Source organism: Citrobacter sp. RHBSTW-00029, from assembly GCF_014104295.1.
Taxonomy (GTDB): domain Bacteria; phylum Pseudomonadota; class Gammaproteobacteria; order Enterobacterales; family Enterobacteriaceae; genus Citrobacter; species Citrobacter youngae.
In genome coordinates, this window is record NZ_JABXRT010000001.1 from 1190839 (window position 1) to 1214317 (window position 23479).

At 52.3% G+C, this 23479-nt stretch carries 31 protein-coding genes; all 31 read left to right on the top strand.

Annotation, left to right across the window (positions count from 1 at the left end; all coding sequences use genetic code 11):
• The first annotated feature begins 219 nt into the window (after positions 1-219).
• The 31 genes from HV041_RS05700 to HV041_RS05845 all read left to right on the top strand — a co-directional run bounded on the left by HV041_RS05700 (position 220) and on the right by HV041_RS05845 (position 23450).
• Positions 220-1433, top strand: a protein-coding gene (locus tag HV041_RS05700; protein ID WP_182294064.1) for an IS3 family transposase whose coding sequence is annotated in 2 segments (ribosomal slippage) — positions 220-514 and positions 514-1433 — 1215 coding nt in all. Because the reading frame shifts where the segments join, the coding sequence is not laid out codon by codon here.
• Complete coding sequence (locus HV041_RS24990) at positions 1430-1615, top strand: hypothetical protein (protein ID WP_249424101.1); 186 nt, start codon at positions 1430-1432, stop codon at positions 1613-1615. Before HV041_RS05700 ends, HV041_RS24990 begins: the two co-directional genes overlap by 4 nt.
• Positions 1616-1770: 155 nt before the next feature.
• Positions 1771-2049, top strand: a complete 279-nt coding sequence (locus HV041_RS05705) for a phage holin (protein ID WP_001568784.1) — start codon at positions 1771-1773, stop codon at positions 2047-2049.
• On the top strand, positions 2021-2569 hold the full coding sequence (locus HV041_RS05710) for a lysozyme (RefSeq protein WP_182294065.1): 549 nt from the start codon (positions 2021-2023) through the stop codon (positions 2567-2569). Before HV041_RS05705 ends, HV041_RS05710 begins: the two co-directional genes overlap by 29 nt.
• The gene (locus HV041_RS05715) at positions 2566-3102 is read left to right on the top strand and encodes a DUF2514 domain-containing protein (protein WP_182294066.1); all 537 of its coding nucleotides are present in this window, start codon (positions 2566-2568) and stop codon (positions 3100-3102) included. The genes HV041_RS05710 and HV041_RS05715 overlap by 4 nt, the downstream gene beginning before the upstream one ends.
• Before the next feature lie 372 nt (positions 3103-3474).
• Positions 3475-3687: a cold shock protein CspG gene (gene cspG, locus HV041_RS05720; RefSeq protein WP_003841958.1), complete on the top strand. Its 213-nt coding sequence runs from the start codon at positions 3475-3477 to the stop codon at positions 3685-3687.
• A gap of 10 nt (positions 3688-3697) precedes the next feature.
• Complete coding sequence (locus HV041_RS05725) at positions 3698-3886, top strand: cold-shock protein (RefSeq protein ID WP_115644299.1); 189 nt, start codon at positions 3698-3700, stop codon at positions 3884-3886.
• Between the two features lie 73 nt (positions 3887-3959).
• Positions 3960-4190: a hypothetical protein gene (locus HV041_RS05730; protein WP_101743208.1), complete on the top strand. Its 231-nt coding sequence runs from the start codon at positions 3960-3962 to the stop codon at positions 4188-4190.
• Between the two features lie 203 nt (positions 4191-4393).
• Positions 4394-4567, top strand: a complete 174-nt coding sequence (locus tag HV041_RS05735; RefSeq protein ID WP_003841960.1) for an addiction module toxin, GnsA/GnsB family — start codon at positions 4394-4396, stop codon at positions 4565-4567.
• Between the two features lie 289 nt (positions 4568-4856).
• Positions 4857-5363 carry a DUF1441 family protein gene (locus HV041_RS05740; RefSeq protein ID WP_115644301.1) on the top strand — a complete coding sequence of 169 codons (507 nt, stop codon included), beginning with the start codon at positions 4857-4859 and terminating at the stop codon, positions 5361-5363.
• 3 nt (positions 5364-5366) lie between these two features.
• The gene (locus HV041_RS05745) at positions 5367-7484 is read left to right on the top strand and encodes a phage terminase large subunit family protein (protein WP_182294067.1); all 2118 of its coding nucleotides are present in this window, start codon (positions 5367-5369) and stop codon (positions 7482-7484) included.
• On the top strand, positions 7481-7696 hold the full coding sequence (locus HV041_RS05750) for a hypothetical protein (RefSeq protein ID WP_053389961.1): 216 nt from the start codon (positions 7481-7483) through the stop codon (positions 7694-7696). Before HV041_RS05745 ends, HV041_RS05750 begins: the two co-directional genes overlap by 4 nt.
• A gap of 8 nt (positions 7697-7704) precedes the next feature.
• Positions 7705-9216, top strand: coding sequence for a phage portal protein (locus tag HV041_RS05755; RefSeq protein ID WP_182294068.1), 1512 nt, complete (start codon positions 7705-7707; stop codon positions 9214-9216).
• Positions 9173-11275 carry a ClpP-like prohead protease/major capsid protein fusion protein gene (locus HV041_RS05760; protein WP_182294069.1) on the top strand — a complete coding sequence of 701 codons (2103 nt, stop codon included), beginning with the start codon at positions 9173-9175 and terminating at the stop codon, positions 11273-11275. Before HV041_RS05755 ends, HV041_RS05760 begins: the two co-directional genes overlap by 44 nt.
• A 72-nt stretch (positions 11276-11347) precedes the next feature.
• Positions 11348-11683, top strand: coding sequence for a capsid cement protein (locus HV041_RS05765; RefSeq protein WP_101701292.1), 336 nt, complete (start codon positions 11348-11350; stop codon positions 11681-11683).
• A complete protein-coding gene (locus HV041_RS05770) occupies positions 11683-12039 on the top strand; it encodes a head-tail joining protein (RefSeq protein ID WP_137345671.1) in 357 nt (118 codons plus the stop codon). The genes HV041_RS05765 and HV041_RS05770 overlap by 1 nt, the downstream gene beginning before the upstream one ends.
• A gap of 1 nt (position 12040) precedes the next feature.
• Complete coding sequence (locus HV041_RS05775) at positions 12041-12697, top strand: hypothetical protein (RefSeq protein WP_115643208.1); 657 nt, start codon at positions 12041-12043, stop codon at positions 12695-12697.
• Positions 12698-12708: 11 nt separating this feature from the next.
• On the top strand, positions 12709-13263 hold the full coding sequence (locus HV041_RS05780) for a hypothetical protein (protein ID WP_182294070.1): 555 nt from the start codon (positions 12709-12711) through the stop codon (positions 13261-13263).
• Positions 13256-13873: a phage baseplate assembly protein V gene (locus HV041_RS05785; protein WP_182294071.1), complete on the top strand. Its 618-nt coding sequence runs from the start codon at positions 13256-13258 to the stop codon at positions 13871-13873. Before HV041_RS05780 ends, HV041_RS05785 begins: the two co-directional genes overlap by 8 nt.
• 38 nt (positions 13874-13911) lie before the next feature.
• Positions 13912-15381 (top strand): phage tail sheath C-terminal domain-containing protein, encoded by a 1470-nt coding sequence (locus tag HV041_RS05790; protein WP_086523771.1) that lies wholly within the window; start codon positions 13912-13914, stop codon positions 15379-15381.
• On the top strand, positions 15378-15884 hold the full coding sequence (locus HV041_RS05795) for a phage major tail tube protein (RefSeq protein WP_086523770.1): 507 nt from the start codon (positions 15378-15380) through the stop codon (positions 15882-15884). Before HV041_RS05790 ends, HV041_RS05795 begins: the two co-directional genes overlap by 4 nt.
• A 57-nt stretch (positions 15885-15941) precedes the next feature.
• The gene (locus HV041_RS05800; protein WP_115643213.1) at positions 15942-16241 is read left to right on the top strand and encodes a phage tail assembly protein; all 300 of its coding nucleotides are present in this window, start codon (positions 15942-15944) and stop codon (positions 16239-16241) included.
• A 102-nt stretch (positions 16242-16343) separates the two neighbouring features.
• The gene (locus HV041_RS05805) at positions 16344-18047 is read left to right on the top strand and encodes a hypothetical protein (protein ID WP_137379072.1); all 1704 of its coding nucleotides are present in this window, start codon (positions 16344-16346) and stop codon (positions 18045-18047) included.
• Positions 18044-18514, top strand: coding sequence for a phage tail protein (locus HV041_RS05810; RefSeq protein ID WP_101743198.1), 471 nt, complete (start codon positions 18044-18046; stop codon positions 18512-18514). Before HV041_RS05805 ends, HV041_RS05810 begins: the two co-directional genes overlap by 4 nt.
• Positions 18489-18704, top strand: a complete 216-nt coding sequence (locus HV041_RS05815) for a tail protein X (RefSeq protein ID WP_086523767.1) — start codon at positions 18489-18491, stop codon at positions 18702-18704. Before HV041_RS05810 ends, HV041_RS05815 begins: the two co-directional genes overlap by 26 nt.
• 1 nt (position 18705) lies before the next feature.
• Positions 18706-19824, top strand: coding sequence for a contractile injection system protein, VgrG/Pvc8 family (locus HV041_RS05820; RefSeq protein ID WP_182294072.1), 1119 nt, complete (start codon positions 18706-18708; stop codon positions 19822-19824).
• Between the two features lie 39 nt (positions 19825-19863).
• Positions 19864-20217: a GPW/gp25 family protein gene (locus HV041_RS05825; RefSeq protein WP_101743195.1), complete on the top strand. Its 354-nt coding sequence runs from the start codon at positions 19864-19866 to the stop codon at positions 20215-20217.
• Entirely contained in the window at positions 20201-21121 is a 921-nt protein-coding gene (locus tag HV041_RS05830) for a baseplate J/gp47 family protein (protein WP_182294073.1), read from the top strand. Before HV041_RS05825 ends, HV041_RS05830 begins: the two co-directional genes overlap by 17 nt.
• On the top strand, positions 21111-21674 hold the full coding sequence (locus tag HV041_RS05835; protein WP_137379073.1) for a phage tail protein I: 564 nt from the start codon (positions 21111-21113) through the stop codon (positions 21672-21674). Before HV041_RS05830 ends, HV041_RS05835 begins: the two co-directional genes overlap by 11 nt.
• Entirely contained in the window at positions 21667-22932 is a 1266-nt protein-coding gene (locus HV041_RS05840; protein WP_182294074.1) for a phage tail protein, read from the top strand. The genes HV041_RS05835 and HV041_RS05840 overlap by 8 nt, the downstream gene beginning before the upstream one ends.
• Positions 22933-22934: 2 nt before the next feature.
• On the top strand, positions 22935-23450 hold the full coding sequence (locus HV041_RS05845; protein ID WP_086523761.1) for a tail fiber assembly protein: 516 nt from the start codon (positions 22935-22937) through the stop codon (positions 23448-23450).
• The last annotated feature ends 29 nt before the right edge of the window (positions 23451-23479 follow it).

Sequence of the window (23479 nt, forward strand, 5' to 3'; positions counted from 1 at the left end):
AGCACTAAGAAAAAGTCTCGTAAAGAACCTGAGTATGAGAATGCCCCTATCTGAGAAAACGGACAGTGACCTAATGGGACGTCTCACCCTTGTCCGTTGTGTTTTCTTGCACAAACAGCATATGAGTCTTCCTTTACAATATGATTTTTAGTTATTGGGGGAGATATGAAGGAAGGGTATTACTGTAGTGGCACAGTAAATTTGGCCACCTGATTAAAGGTGATATTCTCACCACAACATAAAACAGGTGACTTAATGAACAAGAAAACTAAACGTACTTTCACCCCTGAGTTCAGGCTGGAATGTGCACAGCTGATTGTTGATAAAGGCTACTCATATCGACAAGCCAGTGAAGCAATGAATGTTGGTTCTACCACGCTTGAGTCCTGGGTACGCCAGCTCAGACGAGAGCGCCAGGGGATTACGCCCACTGCCACGCCCATTACTCCAGACCAGCAACGTATCCGCGAGCTGGAAAAGCAGGTTCGCCGTCTGGAGGAACAAAATACGATATTAAAAAAGGCTACTGCGCTCTTGATGTCCGACTCGCTGAACGGTTCACGATAGTTGCCAGACTGAGTGACAGCCACACGGTTGTCAGCCTGTGCTCCGCGCTGGAAATACACCGCAGCAGTTACCGGTACTGGCGAAAACGACGCGATATGGTTAATCCGGTACACGTCAGGTTGTGCAGCGAAATACGTCGGGCGTGGAACCAGAGTCGGGGCTCTGCGGGGGCACGCACTCTGGCTGACATGCTGACCCAAAACGGCGTCGCGATGAGCCGTTACCGTGCCGGACGTCTGATGAAATATCTGAACCTGAGCAGTTATCAGCCCGGAAAACATCAGTACAAAAATGCCCGTCAGGAGCATACCTGCCTGCCGAATCTGCTCGAGCGTCAGTTCGCTGTGCCCGAACCAGACCGGGTGTGGTGCGGAGACATTACGTATCTCTGGGCAGGAAATCGCTGGTGCTATCTGGCGGTCGTCATGGATCTTTTTGCCCGCAGGGTTGTCGGCTGGAGTCTGTCAGTACATGCCGATACCGCACTGATAAGCAGTGCCCTGCGGATGGCCTATGAAACGCGTGGTCAACCGCGTGATGTCATGTTCCATAGCGACCAGGGAAGCCAATATACAGGTCTGAAATATCAGCAACTTCTCTGGCGTTACAGAATAAAACAAAGCGTCAGTCGACGGGGAAACTGCTGGGATAACAGTCCAATGGAACGCTTCTTCCGCAGTCTGAAAACAGAATGGGTGCCAGCACATGGTTATGCAGGCAAGGACGAGGCCCGGCAGCAAATTAATGATTACATACTGAACTACTACAACAGCGTCAGACCTCACCATTATAACGGTGGACTGACGCCGGAAGAGTCTGAGAACAGATACCATTTTTACTGTAAAACTGTGGCCATTATTACTTGACCACTACATACTGGATTCAGCATGTCGGTGTTGTACAGGTAGCGTACTATACGAATGACACTGTTGATGATCTGGAAACAGGTAAAACAATCACAGGTGTCTGGCATCTGACCAGAGGCGATGACATTTGCCATAACGGTGAAGCTGAGGTGCTACAAGGCCCAATCACTCCACCAATGTAAACACCCGTACTTACTCCGAGGCTGCCGCATGGCGGCCTTTTTCATTTCAGGCTCACGGGTATCACTCACTACGTGCTTTGTTGATAAATCCAGCACGTGAAGCCTGACCCTTTTCATACACACACAGCGCCATCCGAAAAATCGGAGGTGAGGCTATGACCAGAATGAGCACCATTTACAGCAGACTTTCATATGGAACAGGAACCACGCTGACCGGCTGCGGTGTATCAGCGAAGGCATATGCCGAAACAGCCAAAACAGCAAAAGAGGTGTCCTGGATGTTGGCCGACAGAATTGCAGGGTTAAGCCTGAGCGACTGGGCAATTATTGTCGGTATCGCATGCACTGTTATTACCTGTGCAGTGAACTGGTATTTCCGCTGGAAAGAACGGGAGGATCGGCGCAATGGTTATGCCACCAAAGCTGAGGAATAAGCTGAGCGCAGCGGTCGTTGGTTTGATTCTTGCCGGGGCATCCGCGCCCGTGATTCTCGATCAGTTTCTGGATGAGAAGGAGGGTAACAGCCTGACGGCATATCGTGACGGCGGCGGAGTGTGGACCATTTGCCGTGGCGCTACGATGGTTGATAGTAAGCCAGTAGTTCAAGGCATGAAGCTGTCAGCTGAGAAATGTGCCCAGGTAAACGCCATTGAACGCGATAAAGCTTTGGCTTGGGTAGAACGAAATATCAAAGTACCGCTGACCGAACCACAGAAAGCAGGTATTGCTTCTTTCTGCCCATACAACATCGGCCCTGGAAAATGTTTCCCTTCCACGTTCTATAAGCGGATCAATGCGGGCGACCGTAAAGGAGCCTGTGAAGCTATTCGCTGGTGGATTAAAGACGGTGGCCGCGATTGTCGCCTGACCAAAGGCCAGAAAAATGGCTGTTATGGGCAGGTAGAACGACGAGATCAGGAAAGCGCGCTGACGTGCTGGGGGATAGACCAGTGAGCCTGCGCTATCAGTTTATTGCCATTTTGCTGCTGGTGGCCGTCGCATTCATCGGCGGAAATGCCTGGAGTAACCGTGGCTGGGAAAGTAAGTGGGCGGAACGTGATAGTGTGGAATCATCGCAAATGGCGAACGCGCAGACCGCAGCCCGCATGATTGAACAAGGGCGAATTATTGCTCGGGATGAGGCCGTTAAAGATGCACAAGCACAAGTCGCTAAATCTGCTGCCACTGCTGCTGGCTTGTCTGCCACTGTTAGCCAGTTGCGCACCGAAGCAACAAAACTTGCCACCAGCCTGGACGCCGCAAAGCACACCGCAGATCTTGCCGCTACCGTCAGAAGCAAAACAGCCAGAGCCGACGTCACAATGCTCGCCGACATGCTCGGAAATATTGCAGCAGAAGCTAAATATTATGCTGAGATTGCTGACGACCGCTTCTATGCCGGATTGACTTGTGAACGCGTATATGAGGCTATGAGAAATACCAATAATGGACGCATAGAAAAAAGGAAAAATAAAGATAAAAATTAAGAGGTTGGCACTTTTACATGTGATGGATATGAATTATCCAATGAATGAAATACGACTCATCCCTGAGTCAAAATCCCTGACAACTTAGGATGCTAGATAAAGGTCTTAAGCAGCATGACATGATTTTCGATTTAAGCTATTTAAATTAATTTTTATGCTCAAAGTTATGTGTTATTTCCTTACAAAACTAAATCTTGCTATGTTTGGTTAATCATGCGTTAATGAATCTCTGGTTTGTTACGAATTTATCTGAAGCAGTCGCTGAAGTAATTTTATTCCTTGTTCCTGTTGAGATTTCCTTGTTAGCTTTTCTCTCTGATAATTTTTTTCGGACCAATCTGCCCAAGGGCTCACTCAATTAAGGTAATGATTATGTCTAATAAAATGACTGGTTTAGTAAAATGGTTCAATCCTGAAAAAGGTTTTGGGTTTATCACCCCTAAGGACGGCAGTAAAGATGTGTTTGTACACTTCTCTGCTATCCAGAGCAATGATTTCAAAACTCTGAATGAGAATCAGGAAGTTGAATTTAGTGTTGAACAGGGACCCAAAGGGCCCTCGGCAGTTAATGTCGTGGCTGTATAAGGTAACTGTTATTAATAATAATATTCACTTCAGATGCCCGTGTTGTCACGGATCTCAGTACAGAACGTCAAACTTTGATGTTACTGAAAAAAATCCTTTCGGAGCAAAATGTATTTTTTGCAAATCAACAATGATAACATTTGATAATGTTGCACTATACATTCGTTCTGGTCAGTCTTCGTTAGATTTTAGAAAATAAATTTCAGGCTCCTTATGGAGCCTTTTTTGTATGCTTAACTGTTCATTTATGTAAGAACCATCACGGTATAATTATGAAAAAAGTAATTGTTTTTTTTAACTCAGAACCGGCAGTAGTTGTATCTGTAATGAAGGGTGTTACGACGATAATGCGTGAGTTTCCCAATGGAGAAAAAGCTCATTTATCCGTGATGTCTGCGGGATTCCCATCTCTGACTGGAGACCATAAAATAGTTTATGTGGCTTCTGACCGTGATGTCAGTTCCGAAGAGATTCTCGAGGCTGCATCGAAGCTTTTGAAATGAGAACTGGATGTTTCGTGACCTACCCGGATTTTAGTACAGTAGTTTGTGGGGCGCGAGCTCTTTTGCATGAAGATTGTACTGCAACCTCTTGATAATTGAGTCTTTCCATTCTATCTTTTAAACATGTCAGCGCTTATACAAGTGCTCCACGGGGAATGTAACATGCTTGGCGTTGATACGTTAGAGATCAAGAGAGGTAAACAATGAACGTCGAAGATTTAAAAAGAAAAACTGAAGCGGATATTTCTGAATTCATCACAAAAAAAATTATTGAACTCAAAAAAAAGACGGGAAAAGAAGTTTCCGACATCCAGTTTACTGCTCGTGAAAAAATGACTGGGCTTGAAAGCTATGATATTAAAATTACATTAATCTAATTGGTATAAGACTCAGTTCGAGTGAAAAAGCATTATCTTGAAAGGTAATGCTTTTTTATTTCTGTCATAAAATTTAGAACGTTGTCAAAGCCTTCACTTCTAAGCATAGATTTTCTGCCTACCTTTTAACGGGTCCTTCTGGCGATTCTGAACACCGAGGGGGCGAGGACACGCGGAAAACGGCTAGTTTTTTGCATTTTATCGGCATCATCATCATTTCCTTAACTTGTTGATATTTCAGTCGTGAAATTATTCACGATGTCGAAATGGTTAAATATTGTTCATCATCATGGATAACGAACTGAAAAACCTTCGCCTCAATATCAATCAGCTGGCAGCGGTGACCGATCTTCATCGTCAGACGATCTCCAGCAAGCTGAATAACATTGAGCCTGCTCCTGGCAGTAATTCTCGTCTCAAGCTTTATTCTGTCGTGGATATTCTCCGGGAACTGCTGGGCCGTACCACGGCACCCGAGCTGGTGGATATCGATAAGATGTTGCCGCCGGATCGTAAGGCATGGTTTCAGTCTGAACGCGAGAGGCTTAAATTCCAGCAGGAAACAGGTGAGTTAATCCCGGCATCGACAGTGACCCGAGAATTTTCATCGATGGCAAAAGCCGTCGTTCAGGTGCTGGAAACGCTGCCGGATATTCTTGAACGTGATTGTGCGATGACGCCCGCAGCTGTCGTTCGGGTGCAAAAAGTCATCGATGACCTGCGGGATCAGATAGCCCTGAAGGTTGAGCAGGCAGATACGCCGGAACAGGAGGACAGTTCGCCAGAAGAGGAGTAAGCCATGCGACAGGCCACGGCGGCGGAGCTAAGAAAAAACACTGCCGGGATCATCAGAGCACCGCGTCGAATGCCTGTAGCCGAAGCCGTACATAAATATATGCGTGTTCCGGTCGGCGTGGGTAACTCCGTTGAGTGGGATCCTAATCTAGCCCCTTATGTTGTGGAGCCGATGAACTGCCTGGCATCACGAGAATATGATGCTGTCATTTTTGTTGGCCCTGCCCGAACGGGTAAAACTATTGGCCTGATTGATGGCTGGGTGGTGTACAACGTTGTCTGTGATCCGTCTGACATGCTCATCATTCAGATGACGGAAGAGAAAGCGCGCGAACACTCAAAAAAACGCCTGGCCCGAACATTTCGTGTCAGCCCGGAGGTGGCGTGCCGGTTGAGTCCATCACGCAACGACAACAACGTGCATGACCGGACTTTCCTTGCCGGGAACTACCTGAAGATAGGCTGGCCGTCTATCAACATCATGTCCTCCTCAGATTTTAAGTGTGTGGCGCTGACGGATTACGATCGCTTCCCGGAAGATATTGACGGGGAAGGGGACGGATTTTCGCTTGCTTCAAAACGTACCACCACCTTTATGTCAGCGGGGATGACGCTGGTCGAGAGTTCACCGGGCAGGGAAATCACCAATACGAAGTGGCGAAGAAAGTCACCTCACGAAGCACCTCCCACGACCGGGATCCTGTCTTTATATAACCGCGGCGATCGTCGTCGCTGGTACTGGCCATGCCCACATTGCGGGGAATACTTTCAACCGGCCATGGAGGCGATGACAGGCTACCGGGAAACGCCTGACCCGGTAAAAGCCAGTGAAGCGGCGCATATTGATTGTCCGCATTGTAGCGGCATGATTACCGCCGACAGGAAACGGGAACTGAACGGAAAGGGTGTCTGGTTGCGTGAGGGGCAAACTATCGACCGTGATGGCAACATCATAGGAGAAGCCCGTCGCTCGCGCATTGCTTCGTTCTGGATGGAGGGACCTGCCGCGGCATACCAGACATGGGCGCAACTGGTCTACAAATTACTGACGGCGGAACAGGACTATGAAGCTACCGGCAGCGAAGAAACGCTCAAGACGGTAATTAATACTGACTGGGGGCTGCCTTATCTTCCCCGTGCAGCCAGTGAGCAGCGACGTGCTGACGTGCTGATGCTGCGGGCAGAAGACTATGGCAAACGGCTTGTGCCGCCGAAAGTCCGTTTTCTTCTGGCGTCGGTGGATGTGCAGGGCGGGAAGAAACGCCGTTTTGTCGTCCAGATCATCGGGTACGGTGAAAACGGCGAACGCTGGCTGGTGGACCGCTATAACATCCGCCAGTCCCTGCGTTGTGATGAAAATGGTGAGGCGCAGCAGGTGCATCCCGGATCCTATCCGGAAGACTGGCAACTGCTCATCACGGATGTTCTCGAAAAAGCCTATGCGCTGCAGTCAGACCCTTCGCGACGGATGCCCATTCTCGCAATGGCTGTCGACAGTGGCGGGGAAGATGGGGTAACGGATAACGCCTATAAATTCTGGCGACAGTGTCGTCGTGACGGACTGGGTAAACGGGTTTACCTGATAAAAGGTGACAGCACCCGACGCCAGAAAATCATTACCAAAACGCACCCTGACAACACAGGCCGAAGCGATCGACGGGCGGATGCGCGTGGTGAGGTTCCGGTATATCTGTTGCAGACAGACCTGCTGAAAGATCAACTCAGTAACAACCTTGAACGTGAAACACCCGGTGCCGGGTATATCCATTTTCCTGACTGGCTGGGGGAGTGGTTCTACGAAGAACTGACCTACGAAGAACGTGGCACGGACGGAAAATGGCGCAAGCCCGGAAAAGGCAATAACGAAGCCTTTGACCTTTTCTGTTATGCCCATGCCGTCGCTGTCCTGCGTGGTTATGAAAAAATCCGGGACTGGGAACAGCCCCCGACTTGGGCTGCCGCTCAGGAGAGTAATTCAAACATTATAGACGGGGATCGCCCCAGGGAGATTGCTGTGAAAAAAACGGTACCTGTACGCTCGTCTCCTGTTTCTGTAACGGAACAGCCCAGCCCGCTTTCTGGTGGCTGGCTGGGTGTCAGTGACAACGGAGGCTGGCTGTGACGAAATCAGAAATTCAGCAGATGCTGGTAACTGTGCGCCAGGCTTACCGGGATTCTCTGGACGGTAAAAGCGTGTCATTCACCGGGGTTAATGGCCGGGCAATTACCAACCATGACCCAAAAGCCCTGCGTGACGAGCTTGAATATTGGGAAAGGCGCTGGCGCGCTGTCTCAAACCGCAGCGGCTCGTTCAAACTCGCTAACTTTCTGTAAGGCAAATCATGGGATTTTTTGAAAAGGCACTGGGCGCAATATCGCCCGGGTGGGCGGCATCACGCGCACAAAACCGACTCAGACTCAGAGCCTATGAGGCAGCAAATCCGACTCGCCTGCATAAGGGGAAACGTGAATCCCGGTCGGCGGACACCGCTGTATTTGCAGCCGGTACTTCATTACGAGAACAGGCCCGCTGGCTGGATGAAAACCATGATCTAGTGATTGGTCTTTTTGACAAGATGGAGGATCGGGTCATCGGTGCTCACGGGATCCACGTTGAACCGCAGCCGCTGGATCTTGAAGGTAATCTCCACTCTGAGTTTGCTGGTCAGTTATCCGCGCTCTGGGCGGAATGGTCGGTTCGTCCGGAAGTGACCGGGATGTTTACCCGTCCGGAAGCAGAGCGGCTTTTGTTACGTTCAGCACTGCGTGATGGCGAGGTGTTTACACAGATGGTACGGGGAAATATAGCCGGGTTGCAGCATTCAACCCAGGTACCGTTTTCTCTTGAACTGCTGGAGGCGGATTTTGTTCCGTTTAACCTGAATAGTACCTCCGGGCAGCAGATCCGCCAGGGGATTATTGTCAATGCCTGGGGCCGACCGACGGGTTACAGAGTTTATAAGAACCATCCTGCCAGTTTTGCCGGACTCAATGCTGGTTTAAAAACTGTTTCGGCTGACAGCATGCTGCACCTGGCTATGCGTAAACGGCTTCACCAGTTAAGGGGGATTAGCCTCATCCATGGCGTGATCACCCGACTCTCCGATATTAAGGATTATGAAGAGAGTGAGCGCGTGGCGGCACGTATTGCGGCGGCGCTGGGTTTCTATATCAAACGTGGGGATGCTCAGTCTCTTGATACAGAAACCGAGTTTTCAACACCGGGTGGACAGCGCCATTACGATATTGCGCCGGGGATGATTTATGACGAGCTAAAGCCAGGCGAGGATCTGGGCATGGTGGAGTCGAATCGCCCGAATGTTCATCTGTATGAGTTCAGAAATGGTCAGATGCGCGCTGTGGCGGCGGGGACACGTGGCAGTTATTCCAGCATCGCGCGGGATTACAACGGTACCTACAGTTCACAGCGGCAGGAGCTGGTTGAGAGTTTTGAAGGTTACAACGTGCTGCAGCAGTGGTTTGTTGGGCAGCAAAGCCGTCCTGTATACCGAAACTGGCTGGCAATGACGTTGCTCAGCGGCGTTACCATCCCCAAAGATGTCGACAAAAAATCCCTTTACAACGCGCTCTATCTTGGGCCAGTCATGCCATGGATTGATCCGGGAAAAGAGGCTGCTGCCTGGAAGGCAATTGTCCGTGGAGGGGCAGGCACAGAAGCCGAATGGACGCGCGCACGTGGTAAGAATCCGCAGGAGGTGAAACGTCAGCGTCTCCGGGAAACCCAATTCAACCGAGAAAACGGGCTGGTGTTTGACTCAGACGCCGCCAACGATAAAGGAGTGCTCCCTGATGCAGCAAATGATAAGCCCGCCCCGTCGCGGGACGATGATTAATCCCCGTGCCAGTGTGGCTGGTATCGATGCCGCAAACGGTCAGTGCTGGTATGAGATACGCGCCCTGGCTGCAGGGCGCGTGGAAATATTTCTCTATGACGTGATCGGCGGCTGGGGGATTACCGCTCAGCAGTTTGTCTCCGAATGTAAAGAGGCCGGAGTGTTTGAGGCCAGTGCCGTCGATCTGCATATCCACAGCCCGGGCGGCGATGTGATGCAGGGATTTGCCATCTTTAACACCTTGTCCCGTCTGAAAGCGAAGCTGGATATCTGGGTAGATGGCGTGGCTGCAAGTATGGCTTCAATGATTGTCTGTCTGCCTGGCGCCACGGTGCATATGCCGGAAAACGCCTGGCTGATGGTGCACAAACCGTGGGGCGGGATCGCCGGGGATTCCGATGATATGCGTGATTACGCTGCCTGGCTTGATCGTAATGAAGCGCTGATGCTCAGTGCCTACATGAACAAGACCGGGCTGGGGCAGGAAGAACTGGAGGCGATGCTGAAAGCTGAAACCTGGCTTAATGGCGCGGAGGCGGTGGAAAAAGGTTTCGCTGACACGCTTGAACCAGAACTGCAGGCCGCGGCCTGTGTGAATCAAAATAAACTGAAGGATTATCAGAATATGCCAGAACAGATTAACAACCTTTTTGGGCCGCGCGCCGAAGCCCCTGCAAGTCAGCCGCAACCCACACAAAACCCGGCTCCGCAGGCTGCAAATAACCCACCTGCACCGCAACCCACCCAGCAACCGATGGCAGGAAATATCGACATTACCGCGCTGGCCGCCCAGCTCCAGCAGCAGATGCAGGCAGCGAATACTGAACGAGTAAGCGCAGTTTCCGCTGTGTTTGATGCGTTTCCTGCTTTCGGCTCGCTGAAAGCAGAATGCATCACGGATATTTCCTGCTCAGCGGAACAGGCCCGCACCAAATTGCTCAATGCGCTGGCGGCAGGGACTACCCCGAGTGCCGGAGCGGGTGCAGTTCACATCCACGCGGGTAACGGGAACATTGTTGGTGATTCCATTCGTGCGGCGGTAATGAACCGTGCGGGCTATGCGCAGGCGGAAAAAGATAACGCCTACAACGGGTATACCCTGCGCGAACTGGCCCGCGCCTCGCTGGTGGATCGTGGTATCGGTATTTCTGGTGTCGGTACAGCACAGGCGATGGTTGGGCTGGCGTTCACCCACAGCAGCAGCGACTTCGGCAATATCCTGATGGATGTTGCGCATAAGGCGGCATTACTTGGCTGGGATGAGGCCAGCGAAACATTCGAACAGTGGACCCGTAAAGGCACACTGACCGATTTCAAAACCGCGCACCGCGTTGGCCTGGAATCACTGGCATCGCTGCGTAAGGTTCGCGCCGGGGCGGAATATAAATATGTCACCATTAAAGATCGCGGTGAGCCGATTGCACTGGCCACCTATGGTGAGCTTTTCAGCATTGACCGCCAGACTATCATCAACGACGACCTGGATATGCTGACGCGAATCCCGCAGGCAATGGGGCTTGCTGCGCGAGCCACCGTCGGCGATCTGGTCTGGGCTGTACTGACCAGTAACCCGAAAATGTCGGACGGTAAGCCGTTGTTCCACGCCGATCACGGCAACCTTGTTGCAGCCGATCTGAGTATTGAAGGGCTGGATGTTGCACGTAAGGCAATGCTGCTGCAAAAATCCGGCGATCGTCGTCTGAATATTCGTCCCGCCTACATGCTGACGCCAGTGGCAATTGAGTCACGGGCAAACCAGCTCATCAAATCCGCCAGCGTACCAGGCGCAGACGCGAACAGCGGGATCGTTAACCCGATCCAGAACTTTGTGACAGTGGCTTCTGAGGCCCGCCTGGATGACAGCAGCCCGACCGATTATTACCTGACTGCTGCGCAGGGGCGCGACACCATTGAAGTGGCCTATCTGGACGGTATCGACACGCCATATCTGGAACAGCAGCAGGGCTTCACTGTGGACGGCGCCGCATTCAAGGTGCGCATTGATGCGGGGGTGGCTCCGCTCGACTGGCGCGGGCTGGTTAAAGTCACCAAAAAATAATGACCGCCGCCTGGCGGTTTTTTTATCCCTGAAGGCGGCGCTGGTCGCCTTTTCCTTTTATGGAGAAAAAACATGGCGAAGAACTATCAGCAGGACGGTACCACACTGGATTATCACAATGCGGGTGTTGATGCCGTTTCATCCGGTGCGCTGGTGGCGGTCGGCGGAATTGCCGGGGTGGCACACAGCGATATTCCTGCTGGCGAGTGGGGAACACTGCATATGGCCGGTGTTTTTGTGCTGCCTAAAGCGGCAGAAGAAATTGCGGCAGGCCAGAAATTGTATCTGGCTGGCGGCAAACTGACGGTGGCAAAAGGCGATGATGCAACGCCAAACCCGGTTGTCGGTTCCGCCTGGGGAGCAGCTGAGGCGGATGATGCTGATGTTGCCGTCAGGCTGGGGTTCTGATGAGCCGGTTCCGGGAACGTTTGGCTAAAGCAGATGCCCGGATTAACCGGGCGTTTGCCGAAGAAGTCCCTGTTTGCCTGCAAACGGGTGAAGGCCCGCGTCTGGTGACCGTGATTTTCGAATCACCGGATGCGCTGTCGGGTGTGCCTGGCGGCGGGGAAATTCAGAACCATTCCCCGGCGTTCAGTGCAATGACTGCGGATATTTCCGGTCTCGAAAAACATGACGGTGTGGTGATCAACACCATCCCTTACCGGGTGACACATATCGGCGCGGATGAAGAAGGGCGGACCCGCGTCACGCTGGCATATGGGGAACCCGGCAAAACACAGCCTCAGATCGATAAATGGAGCTGATATGGCGCGGGAGTCTCGACTGCGGCGGGATTTACCCGTCGATATTGATGTGGATGTTATCTGGCGAATTGCGGACAGTATCGGTGCGACGCAAAAACAGTTCCGTGCAGCATACTCGCGCGCGCTCAGGCGTACTGCCGCCACGCTGCGAAAGAAAGCGATGGCGGATCTGAAAGACGGGCTGGCCCCACGCAGTATGGATCTGGTCCGGCGCCGTTTGCTGTCTTTTCGTCTGGACAGGGGATCGCAGCTGGATAATTTCCGGCTCTGGTTCGGGCTGAATGCCATTAAGGTGAAAGACCTTAAAGGACGAATCAACGGGCGGCTGCGACCGCACCATACCCGGCGTGACCGCAACACGGGGCGTTTTATTAAAGCGCGCCGCCAGGCCGAAAACGCCGGATTTTCCCCGAAAGGTAATCTGCTGAGCGAACGGTCGTTTGAAAACGGGGAGGTGTCCCGTTCAAAACGGGATAACCGCCGGACGGTGGTTATTCGTGATCCCCTGACCCGCCGGACACGCGAAGCAGAAATTGATATCTACGAACCGATGCTGAACTACGTCGAGGACAACGCATTTGCCCAGGCGATGGAGATTTTTATGCATCACTTTGAAACCGACATTCGCGGGCGCGTAAAAGCCCGTATTTCTGTCTGAGGTAACGAACGATGGCCGAGCCACTGTTGCTGGGGCGGTATCACGATGCTGTGACTGAGGCATTAGAAAAAATCGGATGGGTGCGTGATGCCGGTGCGTATCCGGAAAGAAATGTTCCCCGCTTTTCGGGGCTGACCACGCCCGCGGTGTATTTCTCGATTAACAGCTGGGAACAGGGAGGAGGAAATGAGGGACAACTGAGCGTTAATTTAACCTGTGATCTCTTCGTGGTGGTGGATGCCGCCGGATCGGGTGTGAGCCAGCCTGAAATTTTTGTCAGAACCGCTGCGGCCGATATCACCCAATGGATTGACGGACAGCAGTTTGGTCTGGGCCATATTGAGCCTGCGGTATTCACCACGGCTGAACGTGATGAGTTTGATCCGCGAATGGATGATTATCTGGTCTGGCGTATTTCATTCACCCAGGCGGCTGCATTTGGTGCTGATCCCTTTGCACACACTGGCATGCCCCTGCAGCAGGCCTGGCTGGGTGTTGCACCTGATACGGGGCGAAATCACGTGGATGACTATCAGCTTATCTGGGAGGCTCCGCCCGATGAGTGAGATAGCAGGCGACCTGCAGCGCAGACTGTCGAACCTTGTCCGGCGCGGCGTTATTCACTCCGTCAGGCACGATAGTATCCCTAAATGCCGGGTGGATTTGGGGGATATCATCACAACCTGGCTGCCGTTGTGCCAGGGGTTTTCCGGAACAAACCGCGCTGATTCAAATCCTTATGCCGTGGGGGATGCGGTTACGGTCCTGTCCGAAGCCGGAGAACTCAACAACGGACGGGTGTTTCCCGGCTGGAATACGGGAAAGCTGCCGGTGCCGGAAGGAAGCGACAGTGAGCACATTACCCGTTACAGCGACGGGACTGAGATCCGTTATGACAGGGAAGCGCATGCCCTGACGATTACGCTGGCTGATGGCGGAACCTACAAAATTGTCGGTAAAGGTACGCTGGATGGTCCGGTTGAAATTACGGATACCCTGACGGTCCAGGGCAAAACCCAGATTAATGCTGACACGTTGGTTGCAGGAAATATCGGCGCGTCAAAGGAGATAACGGATAAATCCGGCAGTATGAGCAAGATACGTGAAGTATTTAACAACCACGATCACCCCGGCGACAGCGGTGGGCTCACCGATAAACCCAATCAGAAAATGTGACCTGCTGCGGCAGGTTTTTTTATGCCTGGAGAAAAAGCATGTCTCAGTTACATGGCGTTGAAACTATTGAACTCACCTCGGGTACGGTGGCGGTTACCACGATCCAGACAGCCATTATCGGCCTGGTAGGAACGGCACCGGATGCGTCGGGCGGAACCGCCGCATCGGGATCATCCGGTACACCCATTCTCGATAACGTTATCGACTTCACTGCAACCATTAAGGGGCGGCAAGGCAATGTCATCAATGTCGCTGCGCTGGCCGGACAGCCGGCAGCCGAAAATCCTGCTGCGGTTGCGACGTCAGCTCGCTGGGATCCTGAATCGCTCACACTGGAAATCACGCTGGGATGTGATGAGCACGGTGCGATCACGGCTAAACCCGGAGACGTTGCTGAGGCTGTCGGTGGTGTTGATGGCGCAAAAGTCAGTGCGGTCGGACTAGGTGACGGGATTGTCCAGCCCTTCAGCCTGCAATTAGCGGGGGGGGAAGATGAACCCTTTCCACTTAATACGCCGGTGGCGGTCGTTGGCACCACGCTGTTATCCCGCCTGGGTGAAAAAGGTACGCTGAAACAGGCACTGACAGACATTAACGATCAGCGTAATGCGCTGACGGTGGTGGTGCGTGTTGCAGATGAAAACGATGTGGCAAAACAACGCGCGGCGGTACTGAAGGGGATCGGCACGCTGTCATCAGCGAAATCTGTTACCACGTACCAGCCGCGTATTGTGATTGCACCGGGTTTCAGTGAGGACGATGCAGTTGGTAAGGGGCTGGAAACCGTGGCCGGGAAATTGCGCGCCGTCGCATATGTTGACTGCGCCTCCGGTGCGACGCTGCAGGAAGTGGTACAGCGCCGCCAGTCCTATGGCGCACGAACTGAACTGTTGCGCCCGCGGGTCCAGGCGAGTGATGCAGATGGCCAGCTGGTTTATCGCCCTTACTCTGCGTTTGCTGCCGGGTTACGCGCCCGCATCGACTTTGAAAAAGGCTGGTGGTGGAGCAAGTCGAACCAGGACATCAACAACATCCTCGGTGTTGAGCAGATCGATGAATTTATCCTCGGGGATGAGAACTGCGATGCAAACCTGCTCAACATGCAGAACGTGTCCACCATTATCCGCCGGGCGGGTTTTAAACACTGGGGGAACCGCCTGTGTGCAACCAATCCTCAGTGGCGTTTTGAATCTGTCCGCCGTACTGCTGATGTTATTGAGGACAGCATTCAGGAAACCATGCTGGAGTATGTTGACCGCCCACTGGACCGGGAAAATGCGGATGACATTATCGGCACCATCAATGCCTATATGCGGCAACTGGTCGGGCTTGGCGCCATATTCGGTGGGCGGGCCTGGCTGGATGAAGAACTGAACACAGCGGAAACCATGGCGTCGGGTGTCCTGTACATCAACTATGACTTTGGTCCGAAATCGCCGACTGAACTTATCAGCCTGCGCGTCCGGGTGAACAATAACTATGCGCTTGAGGAGATGCTTGCAGCATGAGCGATAAAAACACACTACGCGTCTGGACCTTCTTCCGGCAGGGGATCCGTATTCAGGGGGCGCATGAATTTACGCCGCCGTCTCTGGCAATTGTTAAAACGGATATGCGTACCGGCGCACAGGATGCGCCCACCCCGGTTGATGACGGCATGGAAGCACTGACCTGTCAGGTTAAATTTTATGGGATAGATACGGACATGCTGGCCAGCTTCGGTTTTGTCAGTGGCAGCCGTTCACGCTTTACGGCTTATCAGGGCTATCTCGGTAACGGTACTGCGCGCGGTACGGTTGAGGAAATTGAGGGGTTTGTACAGACCGTCACGCCGGATGCGCGGGGTAAGGACACGCTTTCCGAAAATGCTGTGACGGTTGATATTGCTGTCAGCTACTACCGTCAGTCACTGGACGGGCGAGAACTGTTTGCCATTGATACAGAGCGTTTTGCCCGCCGGGTGAATGGCGTTGATGTCCTTTCAGGTCTGGCTGCCAAAGTGCGTCTCTAATTTCACTGTTATCTCACCACTGTAACGGCCTGCGGGCCATTTTTTATGGAGCATCCTATGAGCTTTCCTGGTGAAACCCGCGTTATAAAACTGTATTCCCCCGTATCACTTGATAACGGGGTTGTGATCGATGAAGTCACCATGCGTGAACCGCTGGTTCGTGATCGCATCACTCATGCCAAAGACCGCGGCAACGAAGAAGAGAAAGAAGCCCGCATGATTGCGCTGCTGTGCAATCTCAGTGAACAGGATCTCTGGCTGATGACGGCGGCAGATTACTCACAACTGCTGGATGCCTTTAACGTTTTTATGCTCCCGCCCGCGAAGCGACCGAAGGCGGACTCCTCCGGGCAATAAGATTTCTGGGGCGGCGGCTGCATTTCCCGATGGCGGAATACCTCGATATGCCGTTCAGCACTTTCTCTGTTTTTTTGACCGACGAACTGGAGACGATGAACCGTGGGCGCAATAAGCCAGAACCTTAAGGCCGTCATTACCTTTGGCGGAAACCTGGATAATTCATGGAAACGGTCTGCAGATGGTCTGCAAAAAAGCCTGAAAGATGTCGGAAAGCAGTCTGAGCGACTGACAAAAGACCAGACCAAACTGGCAGCAGAAATCAAACGCGCCAAACTGGCCGGTGAAAGCCTGGGCGATTTGAAGCGCCGCTATACCGATGTTTCCAGGGAAATCCGCAAAACGGAGGCAGAGCAACAGAAACTGAATGTGCAGATGCAAAAATCACAACGCATTCAGGCGTTCAAAGGTGCCGGTAAAGGCCTTTTCCGGCGCGGTCTGGGGATCGCCGGGCAGGTGGGCGGGATGTTTGGATCCGGGCTGGCTATTGGCGGTGGCGGCGTGGTGGCTTCAGCACTTGGCACACTGATAGCGCCAGCTGCCACCAATGCTGAAACGGCAACCCGCACTAATGTGGCAAAAAGTTACGGCGTGGACGTGGCCACGTTTAATGCCTGGGATTCTCTGGCAAAGCAGTACGACATGAATGCGGAAAACATTGGCGATCTCTTTGAAGAGTATCTGCACAAATCCGGGGAGTATAAACAGAACGGTAAGCAGAGCTCGCTGCAGGATGCCTTTGAAACGCTCGGGTTCAAAGCAGGTGATTTTGCCGGGCTCAGTGATATGGCGCAATTCGACAAAATTGTTGAACGGGCGCTCAGCCTTCAGGATGAGTCAAAAGCTTCCTTTGCACTGGATTCTCTTTTTGGCGGGGAAGCGAGCAAACTGCTGATGCTTATCAAGCAGTCTGGCCGGAGCTACCGCGACCTGATGGACGAACAGCGGCGCTACAACCTTGTGACCAAAGAGGGCGCTGATGGGGCTGTTGCGGGTAATCAGGCTATCAATAATCTCCGCACCGTTTTCTCTTCTGCGGTCGCAGAAATTTCCGGCCAACTGGGAAATGAACTGGCGCCTGATATCAGGCGCCTGACGGATGATCTTGCCGACTGGTTCAAAGGTGGTGGTGTCAGGCGCATTGTGACTTTTCTGCGAAACGATCTCTATCCCGGCGTTCTGTCTTTCGGGCAGGGGGTGGTTTTTGTCGGCAAAATTATTTACGCCCTGGCTAAAAAACTGTCCTGGCTGTTGCCAGATGACCTGAATGACCAACGTGATGTACTCAAAACGCTTGCTGCTAATGGGGTAGAAAGAGCGCGCTTCAGGGCCAGTCAAAACGGACAGGGGGAATGGTTCGAACAGCAACTGAAAGATCGCCCGGATCTGCCGGAAAAAGTTAAACGCTCTTGGGAATCAACTCGTGGGCTATTTGGCTTTGATTCTGACGATGAGACTTTTAACAAATCACTCGAAAGGTATCTGTCACCAGAAGGCGGCGATACGCTTTTAAACTGGAATACAGCGCTACAGAGGAACAAGGGGCGTTCAGTGCAACCACCCTCTGATTCGTCGGGGGGAGATATCGGGTACTGGGATACCTTACTTCAGCGTATGGACAATCTGGATAAACAGCCACCATCCAGGCAGGTTACAGACAACCGAAAATTCGAATATCGATTCGAAATTAATGCCGCGCCGGGACAGGATGAGAAAGCCATTGCCGATGAAGTGACAACGATGACGAAAAACAATTCTGCCTTTAATGGTGATAACAGCCTTCTGGATGGGGGATTTCTCTGGTGAGTGAAATTATCCCGATCTTTGAAGATTCCGGTCAGCGCAGTACCAGCGCATTACGGGGTGGGCAGGAAGCCCGCGTCATGATGATGCTGGGGAATTTTGCCTTTTCGATTGATACAACGGCTTATCATCAGCTCACCCGTGAGGCCAGCTGGCGCTGGAGTGAACAGGAACGCATTGGCAAACAGGACCTTCTTCAGTACACCGGAAAGCCCGGGCGTACTGTCAGGCTTGAAGGGCAGTCTCACGCCTTTTTCCGTAAAGGCGTGGAAGGGGTGAATGATTTATTTGATCTTGCCGATCAGGCTAAACCCCAGCAGCTTGTCAGCGGAGAAGGTGATGTGCTGGGGTGGTGGGTGGTGACCGACTTTTCAGACACGACGAGTAAGTTTTTACCGGGTGGCGGTCACCGAAATAAAAACTGGACGATGACGCTGAAACACTATGCCGACGATCTATCAAACCCGTGACGGGGACGTACTGGATGCGATTTGCGCCGTGCATTACGGTACTGAAAATCTTTCAGACTCAGTGACTCAGGTTCTGGAGGCCAATCAGGGGCTGGCGGAGCAGGGAGCTGTGTATCCTTCCGGCTTGTACATCACATTGCCGGATCTGGTGATGCCCGTTGCGGAATCGCCATTTAGTTTATGGGATTAATATGGCAGATCAGACAGCAAGGCCGGAATATGCGCCGGCATTCAGCATACAGGCCGAAGGGAAAGATATAACCCGGGTGCTGCAAGAGTGCCTGAGTGAACTGACCCTGACGGATTATGGTGGGGCAACAGCAAAAGCAGATGAACTGAAAATCAGTCTCATCTCTGAAACGCTGGCGCTTCCCACCAAAGGTGCCCGGCTTCAGGTCGCTCTGGGATTCAATGAACAACTGATCGATAAAGGCTGGTTTGTTGTCAGTGGCGTCTCGAGCGGTGGCCCGCCAAGGCGTATCGAGCTTTATGCGACCGCCGCGCCGATGAATGCACAGAAACAACCCGGAGACGTGACAAGCCAGAAGACACGGAGCTGGGATAACCTTCGCCTTGCCGATATTGTCAAAACCGTGGCCACCGACAACGGGCTTATTCCCCGCGTGGCCGACGCACTGAAAGATATTCATATCAGCCACATCGATCAGGTGGCGGAATCTGATGCCAACCTGCTCGCAAGGCTTGCGCGTGACTACAATGCAGTGAGCAAACCATCAGGCGGTTACTGGCTTTTTTTGCAGCAGGGAGCCACGGTAACGGCTTCAGGGAAACAGACTGGCGGGATAACCATCAAACCGGATGAAGTATCAAACTGGTCCTACAGTGAAGGTGAGCGGGGGAGTTCGACGGGGAAAGCTACGGGGAGCGGAGGAAAAGCCAAAGAGAAAATCGGTGTGCGTTATTACGACGAGGAGGATGGTACGACAAAGACCTCCACGGTTGAACATGATGGCCCGGCGATGATCAATCCCTATACCCAGTCGGAGAAAACCACTGCCGAGCAACAGGCAAACTCCAGGAAAACTCAGGCGAAACGTAACGAGCAGAAAATGACGCTCACGGGGCCATGTCGCCCCAAACATGTTCCGCTGACAGCAGAGGCAGGTGTGACGACTTCCGGTTTTGGCTCCCGTGAGGATCGGGCCTGGGTGGTTGAGTCTCTGGTCTTTTCTCTGACGTCAGCAGGATTCAGCTACACCTACAACCTTGTCGTGGACATTCGTAAACCCGCAGCGGCTTCGAAAAAATCAGAAAAGCAGGACAAAACAGGCCCGTCCTACTTCGGTTAACCCTCCCGCCATCCGGCGAATCAGCAACGGAATTTAATCATGAACGGTGTAAACAACCGGACCGGAAAACGCCTGTCCGGCGTCGCCCATTTGCGCCAGTCCGTCAGCGACATACTGACCACGCCCATCGGGAGCCGGGTTCTTGTCCGTGACTATGGCAGTGATCTGTTTTCGCTGGTGGATAACCCACGGGATGATATGACCCGTCTACAAATAATCGCCGCGTCTGCGACCGCACTGGCCCGGTGGGAAACGCGGCTGAAGGTAACCCGTGTGCTTGTTTCCTTTCCTGAAGGGAAGTCCGGCTGTGTACTGGATATCGAGGGGATCAACAAGGAAACCAATTTACCTGTCAGAACGGGAGACATAACGATTTATGGCAAGCAGCTATGACGTGATCAACCTGTCAGAACTGGACGTACCGGATGCCATTGTGGTGCCGGATGCGACGGAAATCTTCACCCGGTGGCTGGCGCGCCTGCGGGAACTTGATGAGCAGTTTGATGCGCTGGTGGAATCCGATCCGACGTTTAAACAGGGGGAGGTGAATGCCTATCAGCTGACGCTGGCTTTTCAGCGGGTTAATGATGCCGTGCGGGCGGTATTTCTCGCGAGTGCAAAAGAGGCTGACCTTGACCAGATAGGTGCCGCATTCAACGTTAAGCGGCAGGTGATTAAGCCCGGCGATCCACTTGCTGTTCCGCCTGTGGAGCCTGAGCTGGAAGGCGATGCGGCATTTCGCGAACGTATCCAGCTTTCATGGGCACAGCTGAATACAGCAGGCGCGCGTAACGCTTACCGCTTTCATGCAAAGTCTGCCGATACGGATGTGCTGGATGCAGATGCCTATGGGCCGGAAACCCATAACCGGCCCGGCTACGTTGATGTCTATGTCCTGTCCCGTACCGGGGATGGGACAGCGGGACAGCCCCTGCTTGATAAGGTTAACAGAACACTGAATGCGGATGAAATCCGCCCGTTAACGGACTATGTGACGATAAAAAGTGCCACGATTGCAAACTATGCTGTTACGGCAGAACTGGAAATTCCGGAAGGACCGGACGCCAGTACAGTGCTGAATAATGCCATCGATGTTTTACGGTCATACACCACGCTTTCCCATCGGATTAAAACCGTCGTCCCCCTGTCCGCCATTTATGCAGCTCTGCAGCAATCCGGTGTGGTCAGGGTAAGACTGATTTCTCCGGTGGCAGATCTGGAAGCGGAAGCGGGTAAAGCACCGTGGTGTACGGCCATCAATGTCACCCGCAGGGAGGTCAGCAGCAATGACGGCTAAGTTTCGATCCCTGCTGCCTCCTGGCGCATTTCATGAAGAGCGGGCGCAGGAGCAGGCCAGCGCTGAGCAAATCGCCACTCTTGATACCAATATGGTGCGCAAGTCCAAAAACCCTGATACCTGCCCGGCGCATCTTCTCCCCTGGCTGGCCTGGGAGCATGCTGTTGATTTCTGGGATGACAGCTGGACAGAGGCGCAAAAGCGGCAGGTGATAAAAGATGCCGCTTATGTTCATCAGCACAGGGGAACGGCCGGGGCGGTACGCCGTTCTCTTGGGTCAGTGAACCTGCCCACGACCGTGGTTGAGTGGTGGGAAGACACCCCACGCGCTGTACCTTACACCTTCCGGATCGAAGTACAGAGCAGTGAAGGGGTCAGTGACGCTCTCTATCATCAGATCCGCCAGCTTACTGACCGTGCCAAGAACCTGCGTAGCTATCTGAGCAAAATTGATGTGATGGCGAATGTGGGTATGGACGGTGCTTTTTATTTTTCGGGTGCGACAACAGCGCATATCGATGTGGACATTTTTGCCGGGGAATCTCATGGCTGATTACTACTCAATTATCACTAACCGGGGTAAAGAACTGGAGGCAGAGGCGCTTGCCAGTGGTCGTCTGATTGCACTGACTCACTTTGTGGTGGGTGACAGTAATGGCAAGCAGGTCAGGCCTGATCCGGCGCAAGTCCGGTTGATTAATGAAACTTACCGGGGAGATATCGCTGATCTGGTTGTGTCCCCGGAACAGTCCACGCAGTTAATGGCGAAAATCGTTCTGCCGACCGGGATTGGTGGATTTACCGTTCGTGAAGTCGGTTTAATGACGGATACCGGAGAACTTTACGCGGTGGCAAACTGCCCATCGATCGATAAACCTGTTGGTGGTGTCAGTGTAAATATGCAGTTTCGCCTGGCAGTATCAGATACCTCAAGCATCACGCTGAATGTTTCCACAGGAGACGGATTATTTCTGCGTATAGACCAGAACCTGAAAGAGATAAAAGCGCGTGGCGCGGAAGCACAAAAAACATCGCGGGAGTCAATTGGTGTCGTTGATGGTTCTACACAACAAAAGGGATTGCTCCAGCTTAACAGTGCGGTGAACAGCACCAGTGAAACACAGTCAGCGACTCCACTGGCTGTCAAAATCGCGATGGATAATGCGAATGCGCGACTGGCAAAAGACCGGAACGGCGCTGATATTCCGAATCCGCCATTGTTTGTCCAGAATATCGGCTTAAAGCCTACGGTTGATAAAGCTGCTAATGCCGTTGATAAAAATGGCGACACGATGACCGGAAACCTGACACTCAAGGGTGATTACCGGCTGAGTTTTATTATCCAGAATGAAGACGGTTCTATTCGTGCTTATATCTTCAAGGACAAAGGTGGCGACGGTATTCGCATCAGTAATGGCGATGACGGCGGCGGTGATTTTGTTTTTGGTAAAAATGGACAGTTTTACTGCCCGGATATTATGCATGTTGGTAATACGATTGTATGGGGTGACGGAAATATCGAGGGGGCGCGATGGGGCGGTTTGTTGAGCGACTGGTTAACTGCTCAACTGGTTGCCCGTGACAATAATATTAACTTGCGAGCACCCTATGAATGGGTTAACCAAAACTTTGTCAACCGTGTACAGCGCGGCGCACAGGCCAGCATGACTATGGACGGCGGACTTGTAGAAGCTCCATCTGGATGTTTTCTTACAGGGGGGAACGGTAACGAGGGTAATCAGGTTGGCGTGGCCTTATACCGTTCATTGCAAACGCGTCGTAATAATGTCTGGGCTATTATTGAGAACTAAAAATGAAACTGATTAACTTGCAACGCTACATTCCTGATGAATTATTTTTAGGTGATGGCATTCAGTATTTTATAGATGCCACAGGAAAGGACTGGTATAAATCGCTGTCTCAATTCACAAAGAAATACAGCCTGGCAATCGAAAACGATACTGGCATTATTCGTAGTATCAGCGAAGATGCATCACGGCTTTATCCCGGTGGTTTGACGGTTGTTGATGTTGACAGTATTCCTGATGGTTGTGACATCTTCGGGGGATGGGTTTTTGACGGGGAAAAAGTTATTCCACGCCAGTACACAGATGAAGAACTAAAGCGGCAGGCAGAAGCAAAAAAACAGGCGCTGCTTATGGAAGCCGATGCCGCGATTACACCACTTGAACGGGCAGTCAGGTTAGGCATGGCAACCGATAAAGAAATAGCACTGCTCACTGAATGGGAAAGATATTCGGTACTGATAAGCAGGATTGATACCAGTAATCCGCTGGAAATTGCCTGGCCGGACAAACCTGAACAATAGGGTGCTGTGTTGGGAATCAATCCGCTGCA

Bases quoted from the DNA above. Each gene is read 5' to 3' on its own strand.
- HV041_RS05770 (WP_137345671.1), top strand. From the start codon at position 11,683: ATGAGCCGGTTCCGGGAACGTTTGGCTAAAGCAGATGCCCGGATTAAC.
- HV041_RS05740 (WP_115644301.1), top strand. From the start codon at position 4,857: ATGGATAACGAACTGAAAAACCTTCGCCTCAATATCAATCAGCTGGCA.
- HV041_RS05775 (WP_115643208.1), top strand. From the start codon at position 12,041: ATGGCGCGGGAGTCTCGACTGCGGCGGGATTTACCCGTCGATATTGAT.
- HV041_RS05755 (WP_182294068.1), top strand. From the start codon at position 7,705: ATGGGATTTTTTGAAAAGGCACTGGGCGCAATATCGCCCGGGTGGGCG.
- cspG (WP_003841958.1), top strand. From the start codon at position 3,475: ATGTCTAATAAAATGACTGGTTTAGTAAAATGGTTCAATCCTGAAAAA.
- HV041_RS05795 (WP_086523770.1), top strand. From the start codon at position 15,378: ATGAGCGATAAAAACACACTACGCGTCTGGACCTTCTTCCGGCAGGGG.
- HV041_RS05840 (WP_182294074.1), top strand. From the start codon at position 21,667: ATGGCTGATTACTACTCAATTATCACTAACCGGGGTAAAGAACTGGAG.
- HV041_RS05730 (WP_101743208.1), top strand. From the start codon at position 3,960: ATGAAAAAAGTAATTGTTTTTTTTAACTCAGAACCGGCAGTAGTTGTA.
- HV041_RS05820 (WP_182294072.1), top strand. From the start codon at position 18,706: ATGGCAGATCAGACAGCAAGGCCGGAATATGCGCCGGCATTCAGCATA.
- HV041_RS05800 (WP_115643213.1), top strand. From the start codon at position 15,942: ATGAGCTTTCCTGGTGAAACCCGCGTTATAAAACTGTATTCCCCCGTA.
- HV041_RS05785 (WP_182294071.1), top strand. From the start codon at position 13,256: ATGAGTGAGATAGCAGGCGACCTGCAGCGCAGACTGTCGAACCTTGTC.
- HV041_RS05705 (WP_001568784.1), top strand. From the start codon at position 1,771: ATGACCAGAATGAGCACCATTTACAGCAGACTTTCATATGGAACAGGA.
- HV041_RS05760 (WP_182294069.1), top strand. From the start codon at position 9,173: ATGCAGCAAATGATAAGCCCGCCCCGTCGCGGGACGATGATTAATCCC.
- HV041_RS05710 (WP_182294065.1), top strand. From the start codon at position 2,021: ATGGTTATGCCACCAAAGCTGAGGAATAAGCTGAGCGCAGCGGTCGTT.
- HV041_RS05745 (WP_182294067.1), top strand. From the start codon at position 5,367: ATGCGACAGGCCACGGCGGCGGAGCTAAGAAAAAACACTGCCGGGATC.
- HV041_RS05830 (WP_182294073.1), top strand. From the start codon at position 20,201: ATGGCAAGCAGCTATGACGTGATCAACCTGTCAGAACTGGACGTACCG.
- HV041_RS05790 (WP_086523771.1), top strand. From the start codon at position 13,912: ATGTCTCAGTTACATGGCGTTGAAACTATTGAACTCACCTCGGGTACG.
- HV041_RS05780 (WP_182294070.1), top strand. From the start codon at position 12,709: ATGGCCGAGCCACTGTTGCTGGGGCGGTATCACGATGCTGTGACTGAG.
- HV041_RS05835 (WP_137379073.1), top strand. From the start codon at position 21,111: ATGACGGCTAAGTTTCGATCCCTGCTGCCTCCTGGCGCATTTCATGAA.
- HV041_RS05845 (WP_086523761.1), top strand. From the start codon at position 22,935: ATGAAACTGATTAACTTGCAACGCTACATTCCTGATGAATTATTTTTA.
- HV041_RS05765 (WP_101701292.1), top strand. From the start codon at position 11,348: ATGGCGAAGAACTATCAGCAGGACGGTACCACACTGGATTATCACAAT.
- HV041_RS05815 (WP_086523767.1), top strand. From the start codon at position 18,489: ATGCCGACGATCTATCAAACCCGTGACGGGGACGTACTGGATGCGATT.
- HV041_RS05825 (WP_101743195.1), top strand. From the start codon at position 19,864: ATGAACGGTGTAAACAACCGGACCGGAAAACGCCTGTCCGGCGTCGCC.
- HV041_RS05735 (WP_003841960.1), top strand. From the start codon at position 4,394: ATGAACGTCGAAGATTTAAAAAGAAAAACTGAAGCGGATATTTCTGAA.